Source organism: Pseudorhizobium tarimense, from assembly GCF_022968135.1.
GTDB classification, from domain to species: Bacteria; Pseudomonadota; Alphaproteobacteria; order Rhizobiales; family Rhizobiaceae; genus Neorhizobium; species Neorhizobium tarimense.
This window is the reverse complement of sequence record NZ_JALJRA010000006.1, coordinates 205,421-218,030: the sequence shown is the minus strand read 5'-3', so window position 1 is coordinate 218,030 and position 12,610 is coordinate 205,421. Positions and strand designations below refer to the sequence as shown.

General features: G+C 60.0%; 18 protein-coding genes. 5 read left to right on the top strand and 13 right to left on the bottom strand.

All coding sequences use genetic code 11. The annotated features are described in order from the left end of the window. Positions 1-35: 35 nt before the first annotated feature. Both MUU54_RS09175 and MUU54_RS09170 read left to right on the top strand, forming a co-directional pair. On the top strand, positions 36-449 hold the full coding sequence (locus MUU54_RS09175) for a (R)-mandelonitrile lyase (RefSeq protein WP_247243726.1): 414 nt from the start codon (positions 36-38) through the stop codon (positions 447-449). Between the two features lie 98 nt (positions 450-547). Next, positions 548-751: a hypothetical protein gene (locus MUU54_RS09170; RefSeq protein WP_247243725.1), complete on the top strand. Its 204-nt coding sequence runs from the start codon at positions 548-550 to the stop codon at positions 749-751. Here MUU54_RS09170 and MUU54_RS24775 read toward each other — a convergent pair. Then, positions 742-2,124 carry a DUF4055 domain-containing protein gene (locus tag MUU54_RS24775; RefSeq protein WP_247243724.1) on the bottom strand — a complete coding sequence of 461 codons (1,383 nt, stop codon included), beginning with the start codon at positions 2,122-2,124 and terminating at the stop codon, positions 742-744. The genes MUU54_RS09170 and MUU54_RS24775 overlap by 10 nt on opposite strands. 92 nt (positions 2,125-2,216) lie before the next feature. Here MUU54_RS24775 and MUU54_RS09160 point away from each other — a divergent pair, with 92 nt between their 5' ends. After that, positions 2,217-2,663 carry a GNAT family N-acetyltransferase gene (locus MUU54_RS09160; protein WP_312038816.1) on the top strand — a complete coding sequence of 149 codons (447 nt, stop codon included), beginning with the start codon at positions 2,217-2,219 and terminating at the stop codon, positions 2,661-2,663. A gap of 88 nt (positions 2,664-2,751) precedes the next feature. Next, a complete protein-coding gene (locus tag MUU54_RS09155) occupies positions 2,752-3,171 on the top strand; it encodes a hypothetical protein (RefSeq protein WP_247243722.1) in 420 nt (139 codons plus the stop codon). On the opposite strand, the gene terL is transcribed toward MUU54_RS09155, so the two are convergent. Continuing rightward, a complete protein-coding gene (gene terL, locus MUU54_RS09150) occupies positions 3,165-4,688 on the bottom strand; it encodes a phage terminase large subunit (protein ID WP_247243721.1) in 1,524 nt (507 codons plus the stop codon). The genes MUU54_RS09155 and terL overlap by 7 nt on opposite strands. Next, positions 4,645-4,968, bottom strand: coding sequence for a hypothetical protein (locus MUU54_RS09145; protein ID WP_247243720.1), 324 nt, complete (start codon positions 4,966-4,968; stop codon positions 4,645-4,647). Before MUU54_RS09145 ends, terL begins: the two co-directional genes overlap by 44 nt. Before the next feature lie 653 nt (positions 4,969-5,621). Here MUU54_RS09145 and MUU54_RS09140 point away from each other — a divergent pair. Next, a complete protein-coding gene (locus MUU54_RS09140; RefSeq protein ID WP_247243719.1) occupies positions 5,622-5,792 on the top strand; it encodes a hypothetical protein in 171 nt (56 codons plus the stop codon). Between the two features lie 86 nt (positions 5,793-5,878). Here MUU54_RS09140 and MUU54_RS09135 read toward each other — a convergent pair whose 3' ends face one another. From MUU54_RS09135 to MUU54_RS09090, 10 genes are all read right to left on the bottom strand, one after another. Then, entirely contained in the window at positions 5,879-6,403 is a 525-nt protein-coding gene (locus MUU54_RS09135) for a hypothetical protein (protein WP_247243718.1), read from the bottom strand. Continuing rightward, on the bottom strand, positions 6,403-7,308 hold the full coding sequence (locus MUU54_RS09130; RefSeq protein ID WP_247243717.1) for a hypothetical protein: 906 nt from the start codon (positions 7,306-7,308) through the stop codon (positions 6,403-6,405). Before MUU54_RS09130 ends, MUU54_RS09135 begins: the two co-directional genes overlap by 1 nt. Before the next feature lie 121 nt (positions 7,309-7,429). Next, on the bottom strand, positions 7,430-7,936 hold the full coding sequence (locus tag MUU54_RS09125; protein WP_247243716.1) for a hypothetical protein: 507 nt from the start codon (positions 7,934-7,936) through the stop codon (positions 7,430-7,432). A 125-nt stretch (positions 7,937-8,061) separates the two neighbouring features. Then, positions 8,062-8,514, bottom strand: a complete 453-nt coding sequence (locus MUU54_RS09120) for a hypothetical protein (protein WP_247243715.1) — start codon at positions 8,512-8,514, stop codon at positions 8,062-8,064. Continuing rightward, on the bottom strand, positions 8,511-9,098 hold the full coding sequence (locus MUU54_RS09115; RefSeq protein WP_247243714.1) for a hypothetical protein: 588 nt from the start codon (positions 9,096-9,098) through the stop codon (positions 8,511-8,513). The genes MUU54_RS09120 and MUU54_RS09115 overlap by 4 nt, the downstream gene beginning before the upstream one ends. Next, the gene (locus tag MUU54_RS09110; protein ID WP_247243713.1) at positions 9,095-9,421 is read right to left on the bottom strand and encodes a hypothetical protein; all 327 of its coding nucleotides are present in this window, start codon (positions 9,419-9,421) and stop codon (positions 9,095-9,097) included. The genes MUU54_RS09115 and MUU54_RS09110 overlap by 4 nt, the downstream gene beginning before the upstream one ends. Continuing rightward, a complete protein-coding gene (locus tag MUU54_RS09105) occupies positions 9,418-10,098 on the bottom strand; it encodes a hypothetical protein (RefSeq protein WP_247243712.1) in 681 nt (226 codons plus the stop codon). The genes MUU54_RS09110 and MUU54_RS09105 overlap by 4 nt, the downstream gene beginning before the upstream one ends. Beyond that, positions 10,098-11,579: a DnaB-like helicase C-terminal domain-containing protein gene (locus MUU54_RS24770; RefSeq protein ID WP_247243711.1), complete on the bottom strand. Its 1,482-nt coding sequence runs from the start codon at positions 11,577-11,579 to the stop codon at positions 10,098-10,100. The genes MUU54_RS09105 and MUU54_RS24770 overlap by 1 nt, the downstream gene beginning before the upstream one ends. Beyond that, entirely contained in the window at positions 11,576-12,199 is a 624-nt protein-coding gene (locus MUU54_RS09095; protein ID WP_247243710.1) for a hypothetical protein, read from the bottom strand. Before MUU54_RS09095 ends, MUU54_RS24770 begins: the two co-directional genes overlap by 4 nt. Further along, positions 12,196-12,549 (bottom strand): winged helix-turn-helix domain-containing protein, encoded by a 354-nt coding sequence (locus tag MUU54_RS09090; RefSeq protein WP_247243709.1) that lies wholly within the window; start codon positions 12,547-12,549, stop codon positions 12,196-12,198. Before MUU54_RS09090 ends, MUU54_RS09095 begins: the two co-directional genes overlap by 4 nt. Positions 12,550-12,610 lie beyond the last annotated feature (61 nt).

Below are 12,610 nucleotides of genomic sequence, written 5' to 3'. Positions count from 1 at the left end.
ACGAGGGGCCAGCGCCCCGCAAAGAGGAGATGAGAATGGACATTCGACGCAGCGGCTCAGCGCCGTCACGACGTGCTCCATCCGAGTATTTCACCGGTTCGGTGTGGCAGGATCCGATCATCGAAGCAGAAGCGCCGGCACGAGTTCGTTCCGTCATTGTTCGCTTTGATCCGGGCGCCCGCACCAACTGGCACACTCATCCCCTCGGGCAGACCCTGCACGTGATCGCTGGCTCCGGACTCATCCAGAAGGAGGGCGAGCCGATCCAGCCGATTAACCCTGGCGACTCCATCTGGATTGCTCCGGGTGAGAAGCACTGGCACGGGGCTCGGCCAGACACCGGAATGACCCACATCGCCATTCACGAGGCGCTGGACGGCATCAGTGCCGAATGGCTTGAGCCAGTCAGCGACGAAGAGTATTCCGCGTCGCCCCGTAGCCATCGCTAACCGTTTCGGTCCTCCTGATCGTTCCTGCCGGACATCAAAAAGCCGTCCTGAGGCGGCGGAAGGGTGTGCGAACAGATCGGATGATTCAGGAGGCAAAGATGCCGGACGACCTCTACTCTCTCATCATCACAGGCGTGATCGCGGTGGTAGTGATCGGTTTCGTGTTCTTTGTCGTCCGAAAGCTGATCGGAGTAGCGCTTCTAGTCGCCTTGGCGATCGGTGTGTGGATGGTCTGGAACGATCCTGCCCTTCTCCAGCAATGGGCGGACGCCGTAACGGCCTTCTTCGACAGCTACGTCTGAGGCAGGCCGGCCGCGGCGTTGCGTTCCTCCTCGCTGCCAAATCGCTCCTCATCAATTAGCTTCAACTCCGCCTCGTGATCCCGCTCGGCGCTGGCGATCTCCCCACGCTGCAGGTTCTCATAGAGCGTCTCGTAGGAGATCGCGCCATTCTGCCAGAGCGAAACGAGCGATGCTGCTTCCTCTGGCGTCAGCGTTGCATCGACGAAGGACAGGTTCGGCTTCACTGTCACCGCATCGGGACTTTGCCCGATCATGACCGCGATGTGCCGCAGCGCCTTCTCCAGACCCTGAGCGCTGGATAGCGCGATTGACGTCAACGTGGCCGTCTCAGCAGCGAACCGGATGCGCAGCGCGTCACCGCTCTCTGCGGTCTTGTTCTCGCTGCTGTTGAACAGCCTGGCGCCGGACTGAGCCGCATTCTGCCGCTCGTCGAGGATTGCCGTGCGGTGGGCAGCAATGCCGGTACCAGCCGGACCGACATACTTCACGTCAGGGGTACCAGCGTTGTCGCCTTGCTTGATCGCGATGACCGCCCCTGCCCCAACGGCCGACGGTGGATCGCCATTAATGACCACCAACGTCTCCTGCCCAGTCATGAACAGCTGCCAACGGTAATCAGCGGAGAGCTGGTACAGCGCAATGGCCGATCGTGCGACGCCGAGCAGCGGCGGCAGTTCCGGCGCCAGCGACAGATCGCGCGCGCCCATGACAACGAACGGTATGTCGTTCAGCTTTGTGTTGCCCCGGCCCGCCGGCATCACTTCATTGCCCGCAGCTCGCTCCGTCCCCGTGAACGTCTGAACGGTGTAGTTGCCTTCACGCATCTCCAGCACGCGGAAGCGCTGCTCCTGCTCCCAACGAAAGCCTTCCCGCTTCAAGCCGCTCTCGTCGAGGACGAACATCGCCCGATCATCGGACCAGTTGATGAGCGCCTCAGCCGTGTACCCTGCAAGCCAAGGTAGGTCGGAGCCTTCCGTGGCCGCATCAGCTAGCAACGCATATCGGCCGGTGGTGAGTAGCTCTGCCGTAATCCGCCGGTGAAGCGCTTCGAGCGGCAGGCCGTCCTTCGTCGCCTTCTCCCAGAGCGGCTGCATTGCCGCCGGCATCTCGATCTGCGCCTCTGTCCGATGGATGACCCCGACCATGCCGTGGATCGTTGGATGGACGATCTCAGGGAACTGCGCCCGCTTCTGGTAGGCATCGTATAGTGCCTGGCCGCCGTCATCCTGAGCTTTGAAGCCCGAAGGCTGCGGCAGGTACTGCGTTCCCGCCCCCTTCACTTCCTTCTCGCCGGCTGTGGCGTCACGCATCAGCGACCATTCATCCGCCCGCTCGATGTACAGCGGATGCTTCGTATCAACAGCGTCAGTCACCGTTCGAGCCTCTTAAGATGATTGAACCAGCGGAGGGTTGAAATGCCGTATCCGCTGAGTATGACCGTCACCGTTCCAAACAGAGGATGCCCATGACTGCCGATCTTGCCATTCGCCCATACTCGCCGACCGACAAGGCCGCAGTACTTGACATATGGCTGGCGACCTCAACCATTGCGCATCCGTTCTTCAGCTCGGAGCAGCTCCAAGAGCAACGTGTCCTCGTGGGTGACGTTTATCTGGAGAAGGCCGAAACGTGGGTTGCCGAGATGGACGGGACGGTAGTCGGCTTCATTGGCCTCCTAGACACCTGGATTGGCGGCCTCTTCGTCTCGCCTTCTGTCCAAGGCAAAGGAGTTGGTCGAGCATTGGTGGATCACGCAATCGCGCTCAAGAAGGAGCTCGCACTCGAGGTGTACGAGACGAACATGAACGCCATCGGCTTCTACGAACGCCTCGGCTTCTCCACTGCCGGGCGCCGAGACACGGACGACAACGGCCTTCCGTTCCCACTGCTGAAAATGAGGCGGGGGGCCTGAAGCGCGCTGAGCCGTTAACTAGCCGGTAAAGCCCGACACCTAGGCTCGCCCTCAACGTTAGGGAGAGACGACAATGCGGTCACATACGTTGTTCTACGGCGCAGCAGTCTCAGCCTGCTCAGTTCTGGCCATTAGCAATGCTAGCGCAGCGAGCATCTTGTCCGCTGCTCAGCAGAAGGTGATCAGCAAGGGCATCAACGAGCTCAAAGCGGAAGAAGAGCGTACACTCGCAAACGGATGGCCAGACGCCAAGAAAGTCGCTGAGCTCATCTGCCGCCCACTGGCATTAACTGAGTTGAAGCGGTCCTTCAAAGAAGCAGATCGTGTTTTCCTCGGGACCGACGATCCGGCTACTCTTGTTCTAGAAAGCGACGAGCTGCTGACCGGAACCGGCGAGGTCCGCGCTGGCGACGATTGGATCCCTCTCAAGTTTGCCTGCGGCCTCAACCCAGAGACTGGCGCGGCTACATCATTCGAGGCGATCCCAACGACCGATGGCCGTCAGTAGAGCCCTCTCACGGTGGTTGTGGTTGTCTTCGACTCTCGATTGCCCACAAGCCTGCCGAACGCGCCCGATGTGGCGTCGACTTGGTCCTTGAACGCGCCGCCCGGGAACAGGCAGAGCTCGTCGAGATAAGCCTCGTTCCATGCGCCCTGGACAAGGAAGACGTTGCCGGCCTCACACTGAGAGGAGAATGGCTCCGCTCTCGTCACCTTGTCTCCGGTTTCCGGATCGGCTTTCACCGTCCAGCCGGCGAGCATCGAGACGTAATCCTTTGCCTGTACCTTGCCCGCCTGCCCCGGATCTTGCGGTAGGCTGATCATCACGTCCGTGCCGTCCATTTCGGCCGTCGTCTTGATGAGGCGACGAACTGCGTTGCCCTCATCTTGTGTGGTGACGACATGGCCGACGACATAGGAGCCGTCAGGTGCCTTCCCCAGCTTGACCCCCGCTGTTCTGGCTGCCGTCGTCTTCTTCGTAGCGGCAAGGTCCCAGTGGCGCACCCAGCGCGTGCCAGGCGGCGCCTGCCGGATTATCTTGCCCTCGAACCACTGCCGCTTGAAGAGCCCGCCCTCGCGTGCCGTCGGCCGCTGCTGGTATTGGCCAGCATAGCCATAGGAGCCCTTGACCACCTTCAGTGCCTCGACTGCCTCACGGGCGAAGCGCTCCGGTAGCAGCAGCTCCCCATCGGCCGTGCGTGGATCCACGAAGCCAATCCGCGTCGGCTCTGTCGGGTCGATGATCCGCCCGCTCGACCTGTACGGCTTCGGGTCGTATTCCATGGGCAGGCAGAGATGCACATACGGCAGTCCCAGCTTCAGAATTGTCCCAGCGACATCGTTCTCGTGCAGGCGCTGCATGATGACGACGATTGCCGACCGCTCCAGGTCATTCACGCGGTCGGAGATGGACTCCCGGAAGATGCGGACGGTGTTAGCCCGCTCCACATCGCTCTCCGCGGTCTCGGTCGAGTGCGGATCGTCGATGATTACTCGGTCGCCACGGCCCCCGGTCATGGAGGCGAATGGTCTTCCCTCACGCCCGCCGGACCTGGTGTTCTCGAACTTCCCCTTTGCGTTCTGATCGGACCGAAGCTGCACCTCCGGCCACAGGGAGCGGTACCACTCGCTCTCCACCAGGCGACGCATCTTCGTGTTGTCACGCATCACGTTGTCCTGGGAGTAGGACGACGTTAGGTAGCGCATGTGGGTCAGGTCAGCTGGTCCCCATTCCCACGCCGGCCAGAAGACCGAGTGCAGCAGGGACTTCATCAGTCCCGGCGGGCAATTGGTCAGGAGCCGCGTGATCTCGCCGCGGCTGACTGCCTCGAGGTGATCCGCCATCGCCTGGAGCGGCCAGCCCCATACCAGCTTTGCCTTCGGCTCCAGGATCGGCCATGCCTCTGCAACGAAGCCGGCGAGGGTCTTGCACCGCGCACGGATCCGCTCCGCATTCTGCTCAACGTCACGGCGCTGTCGCTCAGCCTGCCGCCTCGCCCTCTCCTCCCGTATCGCCCTCATCATTACCGCTGGCGGTGGCAAGCGGGCCAAAGATGGCTTCGAGTGCATTCAGCTGGTCATCCGTTACGTTCGTCAGGTCGACGGTCTGGATCGGCCCGCCGTTGCGTCCAGTGTGCTGAACGCTCGCCAGCTTCGCGTGCATGTAGGGTGCCGCGTCCTTGGCGATTGAGGCTGCAGCGTCCCAATCGTCTTTATCGGCATGGGCTCGCATTGCCTTCAGCATGACCTCGAGCGGCGTTAAGCCGTTCTGGTGCTCCCGTTCGGCGACCTTGCTCGTTCGCACTGTACGGGCTCCCTTGGGGCGCCCCGCGCCTTTCCGTGGTCCACCGCGCATGTTTGATTTCCGGTTTGATTAAAAATCAGAGCTATGTACTCTTGCGGCACCTGCGACCCCGATGGAATTGGAATTCGACACTCCAAGAAACCTAGGCTCATATCGCAGGGCCCGTCCAGAACGGGTGGTAGCAGCTCACTGACGCTTATCCGTCACAGCCAAGCGAAGCTCATTCTGGAGTCGAACGGGGCCACGCCAAGCGGTTGCAAACGCCGAACGTGGACCGATGCTGCCGTGAAAGCCGGGTACAAGCCTTTCGACGGTGCGCTCACTCGCAACCCTATGGGCTGCGCCGGCGTGGTCCAGAAAGGGCATTCCGATGAGGAAACGCACCTCTTGGACCGTTACGGTTCATGTGAACGTCGCTTCCTGCCTCTGGGCGGTCGTCGCGATACTAAACTTGATCCTGTGACCTGAGGGCGTCCAGCAATGGGCGCCCTTTGTCTTGCCTTCCAGCCGTTCCTGGGCGAACCTCTCGTGCCGGGCGATTTTCAGGACTGGCATGGGTTTACCTTGGGGGGATACGAATGGCGAAGTGCGGGCATTGCAACCACATCGGGACGAAGATTACAGAAATCTCTCCCACGGGCGGGCGGTATAAGATGATGGCGATCTGCTGCTCTGGCTGCAGCGCGATACTTGGAGTGACGGAATACATGAACTCAGGAGCGCTGCTTAAGCAGCTCGAAGGGAAGGTTCAGGCCGTTGAATCCCAACTAGGCATCATCGAAATGGTCATTCAGCAGGTCAAGTCGATCCTTACCCGTCGCTGATCAATGCAAAGCCCCGCTCTCCGTTTCCGGGGCGGGGCTGCGGTGGTCGGGAAGGGGTAACTTCTGCGGCTGAGAAGTCGTCTCACCTACGTTACGTCATATTCACGTTGAAACAGCGCGTGCGCTCTCTTTATGACCATGAAGAGCGTGAGCGCAAAGTGGGAAAATACGAAGCAGAAGAGGCCAAGCTCTAGCAGCCCCGGAAACGCGAGGACGTAAAACAAAACAAGAAGAACGATGAACACGCAGCATACGACGGTCAGGTACGAGATGTTTGTATTCAACTCCTTCAATAGCTCACGGCGCGACTCCAGTGCTTCCGCCTGGCGCTTCTCTAATTTCGGATCGGGAGGAGGGGCCCATCCTCTCTGGAATATCCCGAAAAGCGCAATTTGCACGCTCAAGAGAAGCGCTGCAAAGATTGCAAAAACCGAAACAGCAAGGCTGTAAACGTCTTTACCGATATCTATCTGCGCATAACATGCGAGCGTGGCTATCGCTGCAGGCACAACGTAGAACACCGCAACATCCTGGACGGATGTTCTGCCAGTCCGGTCATCCTGCAGTGTGCGGAAATGAGCGGCTACGATGTGGAGAACGTTCGCCTTCATCAGCCGTTCACGGCATCAAAGAAAGTTTCCATCAACTCGTCGACCTCATCAGCTATGGACTGGAACACCGGGTGGCCGTCACTGCCTCTCGCGACTTTATCTGATACTTCGATCACGCCCGCGTCAGTCCCGCTTCCAAAAATTCCTACCATACGCCGCCTTCCTGCGAACTCGACGTTTGCTTTAACTTCATCGAAGTCAACGCCGTCCATTGTGAAGACAGCAGGCTTTTGACCCTTTCCCGCCATCCTCTTGAAATCGTTGAAGATGCCAAGCGAACGTCGGCGTTTTGCGCGCAAGGTCACCTCATATTCCACCTCGTCAAGCGAGGTGCCGTTGAGGTACTTATCGGCCTTATCTTTCGGAACGTCCCGTTTTAGCAACCTAAGTTCTTTCACCGGCGCGCTTCCCAGACCCCCATCTCTAAGGTCGCCAGCAAGTAGCTTATGGAACGCTAGACGGTGGCCCTTGAAGGCTTTGGCATAGGCCTCATCTGCGGCTTTTGTTATAAAGTTGATGCAGGACCTGCCCTGAAAAGACTGGAATGCAGCGAAGCCATACCGCTCCCCTTCCGGGAGCCAGAACTGGAAATATAGCGGGATTTCTTCTAGATCGGTCGCTTTGCGCTGGTAGTTGTGTTTCTTCGTTTTGACGTCGATGAGCTTGCTCTCGAACCCATGGGTTCCGTAGTTCACAACACCATGGATCGTACGCAAGGCAGATGGTTTTGGAGTAAAGAACCAGGACCTCTGCACTTCTTCCGTGGGTGAAGTCCGTGCAGAGACAAAGTCGCTCAGGAACTTGTAAGGGTCACCTTCCTCGCCCGCTGCGAACTTGATAGGCGTCCTATCATTGTTTTTGTGGACATGTATCCTGTAGAACCTAAGCCCTATCGCAAACGGCATTTTGTTTACCCCCACCCAATGGGCAAAGGCTACCGCTGGCTTAGCGATTCTGCAACACAACCCGCAGGGGGCCGATTAGTCCGGCATTCGCGCTCCGGGACCGCTCTACACGGCCTTGGCCTCATGACCGGACGCCGAGGCTCCGGTTCTTGTCAGAATGCCGCGCCCGGATTGCCCGGTGGTCGAGTGTTCTTTCCGAAGGAAGATCAGGGTCGATCTGCGGCTTGGCGCCCTCGGCTCTCCAGTGGCTTGGCCTCTGGACGCGCTTTTCGGACGTTACCGTTGTTGGTTCGTCTTTTACGTCGATTTGCGACAGTCCGTCCAGAGGAATATCCAACCGAACCAAATGCTTACGGTTCAGTGCTGATGCAATGGTTTGACAGCACCTATTAATCTTCCTTTCGAAAGTTCTGCGGACGATCTCATTTCTTGATAGATACTGCTCCAGAAACATGCCTTTCCGGCTCTTGATGAAGCCGTAGTCGTAGATCAGCTTGCGATCTGCTTCGGCAAGGTAGCTGTTGATCCATGTCCACGTCTCTTCCATTCGGGAGAGAGCGCCGGCGGAGATGATGCGCCGATATCGTGGGGCGCTGTCGTATTCCGTCGCAATGTGGGCCGCGACCATCTCACTGAAGGCTCCGCTTGCCATACGAGGCCCGAGAGCGCCGGGAAATGCCCTCAGGGTTTCCGACGCCTCTATGATCCTCGCCTTCACCTGGTCCGCTGTCCAGTCCTGAAATACCGCTACGTTCACGCCGCTTCTCCGATCATATCGAGTAAGTCACCCTGGATGGGCCGATAGAATTTGATGAGGATGAGGGTGTAGAGACACATCCACCTTGGAAACGGGCTCCTCATGCCCTTGGCCTTACGCCTGACGCTCCCCAGGTCGATGGCGTTGAAGTCACTGATGAGGCTTGGCGATTTCACGAGCTCCGGGTTCTCTATCAGTATAGCAGAGACCGCCTTGATCATGTCGCTGTAAAGCTCCAGCGCGTTCCCCTTGGTGCCGGTCATAAGCATGAATACGAGGCGAAGGTGATCCTCGCCATGATCCCGGCCGATCTCTCGCACCGTAGGCTTGCAAAAGCACTCGAATGGCTTCCGGCTGGTGGGACTGTGCAAGTGGCCGTCAAACAGCCGTACGCCGCACTGACGCGCAACCTTGTAGATATCGCAGCGGTGGCGGCGCGTGTCTGTCATCCCTTCACCTTCGCCCTAGCCTTGATCCGTCCGCGCTTGTCCCATCCCCTGCAGTCCTTGATCGCTTTCACGGTGTTGACCGCGATATCGAGAACCGCCGCGATATCGAGAACCGCCGCGATCTCTTCCAGCGCCAGACCCTGCTTGTAGAGCGCCTTGGCCTTCAGATCCCGCTTGTTGATCTCTGCCATCTGAGCCTTCTTCGAGTGGCTCTTCCCGAGGGTGTAGTGGATCGTGCAATGCTTCCTGTGGGCAAGCCGCCCGAGCTGGGATGGATTGAGATGCGGGAACCGCTCATGCGTGGCGAGAATGATCTCCTTTCGGATCTCCAACATGCGCCGATTACGATCACGGTGTATGAACGTCTCGTAGCTTATGCCATGCTGCGCACACTTCGCCTTGATGAAGGCCATAGGCGATGCGTCCGGGTCCGATAGAGCCTTCGCGGGCTTGGGAGCTTCCTTCTTGATCCCACTGGCGACATTCACAACCTTCGGCCGCCCATAGCAGGCTAGCTTCGCCTTCTTCGCGTTGGCATAGATACGGGCCTCTATGCTCGTGGAGATGGTCTGGTGCATGTTCATGCGATCGCCCTCCGATCAACCTCAATCCGCTTCCCCTTCCCGCGCTGCTTGATGACGGTCGGCCGCTCTGTCACCGGGAGATTGAATGCAGCGTTGGCGGCATCCCACTGACTTTCTCCGGCGTTTGTCATGCCGCTGATCGGGCTGTTGAGGTATTCCTTGAACGCCTTGCCGGCCTCTAGCTCGGCTTCCTCGGCCGTGGCGAACAGACGGTCCAGCTTGCCGTCCCGCAGGATGAAGTTCTTCGAGTGATGCACCATGCGGTAGAAGGCCAGGAAGCCTCCCTTCACCGGCATGGAGCCAAAGTCGAAACGGTTGGTCATGCTGCCTCCTGATAGAACTGCTGCGTGGCGTACTCGCCCCACTGATCGGCCATGGCGGCCGCAATGCCGGAGAAGAACCGGGAACGCTCTCTCCACCGATCTGGCCCGGGCGGCATACGGTGGACACGCGCCTGTCGCCCTTCCACGATGTTGGTCGGGACGAGCGGCGGCAGGTTGCGCAGCCATAAGCATGTGCGCTTCACCTCCGGATGGCCGAACTGCCAAGGCTGGACGCTCTGCGCGAACTCCTCGTAGTTATCGATCCGCTCCTTGGCGTGCTTGTGCATCACGGGATTCTCGATGCAGATCCGGTCGATCGGCGCGTTCCAGAAGGCGGAGAAGAGAGCCGCCCCTTCATCGAGCTCTGCCCACATCTCTTCTTCTGTACGACCAGGCGGCGGTACGGACAGCCACCGGACGCCAGAGTTGCAAAGCCGCGTGCATGGGGGATGCGCTACCATGAGCATGTCCCAGCCATCGTTGAGGATGTCCCGGGCATCACCGCGGATATGCCGGTTGCTGCCATCCTCAGCGGGCAGAAGGTCGCAGGACCACGCATCATGCCCTCGATCGAGGAAGGCGTTGCGGACAGTGCCAGAGAACTCGCACGCGACGAGGACACGCAGGGACCGGGTGGAGCTGCGGCGAGGCGCTATGAAGGGGAGCTTCTGCTGCATCAGAACAACTCCTCTTGCGGCCGCGTCGGCTTCATCGACCGGTAGCGGGTGTATTCCGCCTCGAATCGAAGCGTTTCTCGGATGGTCGGGTCACCGAAGCGGACCTTGACGCTGCCGATCTCGGCAATGCCCTCGATGTCACCGACGAAGACCTTGTTGATCTTCTTCCAGTCGGAATCGCTGGCCGCCGTGGCCACGCGCTCGGCTTTGTACTTCTCCGCCCGGTAGAGGTAGAGGATCGCGTCATAGTCGGCCTTGGCGCCCTCCCCGCCGTAGAGGTCAGCTGCAATGGGGCGTGGATTGTCTCGCCGGGTGCCGAAGCTGTTCCGCTGATTGAGGATGAGAACTGAGGCGGCCATCTCGTCAGCCAGCGCCTTGAGCTCGACCGTCACCTCGCCAGATATCCGATCCGCCGATAGCTTCGGGTCGCGAGGTTTCACCTTCCCAATGTGGTCGATGACGATGAACGGCGTCTTGCCGTTGGCCCGCTTCTTGATGAAGCGCCGGGCATAGGCGACCAGCTGCGTCACCCCTTCCCGCTGGCACCGGATGATGTCGAACGGCTGCTGGTTGATCTGGGTGGCGAACAGAACGCACCGGTCGCGCTCCTGCTGTGTCATGAGGCGGTTCGGCTCGCGCTGCTGCTTGACACTGATTTCGTGAACCTGGGCGATCATCTGCCGGACGCACTGCGCCGCCGACTGGTCATAGGAGAGGAAGAGAACCGGGTGCCCCTCCTTCACCGCGTGATAGATCAACTGCATGGTGAGGCTGGACTTGCCCTCGCCCGACGAGGACAGCAGACCGTAGAGATTCCCCGCCTCGAATACCGGCTCCGATAGAACCTTCGCGACCTCCGGCAGAGCGATCGGCACGCCCACCACGCCGTCACGACGGGCTGAGGCTTCGAACATGGCGAGATAGGATGCCCCAGGCGCTGCGCCGGCCTTCAATGCCGCCAATCGCGTCCTGCGCTCCTTCAGGCGCATTTCCAGTTGTTCGATCTCATCGTCCAGCGTGAGGAGCGTATGCCCTTCCTTGGCGAGCTCTGAGGCTATTTCAGCCTCTCTGGCGAGCTGACGACCGAGAGACACGCTCTTGATGATGTGAAGGGCTGGCTCGAGCCTCTGCATGGTCAGGGGGCTGAAGCCTTGGCTCATCAAGCCGGTCATGTAATCGGCTGTGATGATGCCCCCATCGTTGTCGCCACGGGCTGACTGGCCGCTGCGGCTCGGGCTGAGCACCTTCGGCATGTATGGCTTCAGACTGATGGCCGTCACAGGTTGCCCACTCCGATAGAGCGCCATGCCCTCACGAAATATCAGCTGGTGGATGTCTTCTTCGAAGTCCTCCGGTTCGAGCCCGCATTCGGCCAGCACCTGATTGTTCGCCAGCATACATGCGAGGAAGTCTTCAGCGGCTTCGAAGGCGTCGTCCTCGCTGATGCGGTCGAACTGGCTGCGATCGACGGGGCCGCTCACGCTGCCACACTCCGCTCATTCCGCTGCATGACGAGGTTGAGCCACGGCTGGTGATAGCGGCCGGCATGCACCTTCATGTCCCGCACGCCCCAGCAGATCGCGAGAGCAGAAGCCTCAGCGGCATTGTGCGCCATAGCCTTCTGCTTCGGGAGGGTGATGCCGATCCGCTCGCATTCCTCGACGGCGGCCGACTTCCAATCCTTCTTCTGCTTCTTGTCGAGCGGTGGCTTGAAGCCTTCCCCGAAGAACGACTTGCGCCAGGAGGACGGCATCAGCGTGCCATAAGGGATTCCGAAGTTCGCGAGAGTGGCGACGATGGCCGAGGTAGCAACCCACGGATAGATCATCGCGTCGGCGCTGGTGTTGCCGACCTTGGCGAGGATCTGTTGCTCGAGCACGGCGAAGTCAGGGAATTGCCCGTTCTCTTGCTTGAACTCCCGGAGCATTGCAGTGACCTTCAGGCCGATCTGGTCACCGGTGTAATAGTGGTCGGCGCCTTCCGGCATCTGGAACACGCCGCAGCGGACATGCGCGAAGTTGCCATCTGCCTTGCGGCGCTCCGGGCTGAAGGTCGCCCAGCCGGTGGACTTTGACGGGTCGAAGCCGAGGATCCAGGTCATTGTCCTGCCTCCACCGGTATAAGCCGCCACTGCGCGAGATTGCCGGAGCCGCCGCGAGAGCCGGTCACTGTCCAGCCGAACGGCTCGATCTGCCGCCGCAGTTGGCTCACCATCGCTTTCACCACATGGTCGCCGGTATCAGGCCCACCGTCTGCGCGGTCGCCGTACAGGCGGTCCAAGATGCGATCACGAAGCACAGGAGAGCCGGGCTTGCTGGCGAGCATTTCGAGGATGATCCGGCGCGACGGCTGGGTGACGCTCTCCATGACCTGGTCAAGGGGCGCCGCCTCACCGATGAAGCCTTTGCAGCAAGGGCATGTGAAGCTCGCTATTCGTGGATGTGCGTTCATCGTCTTCACCGTGGGAAAGAAGATCGGAGCATTCGCGCTCCGGAGGTAGCGGCCCGGGAGG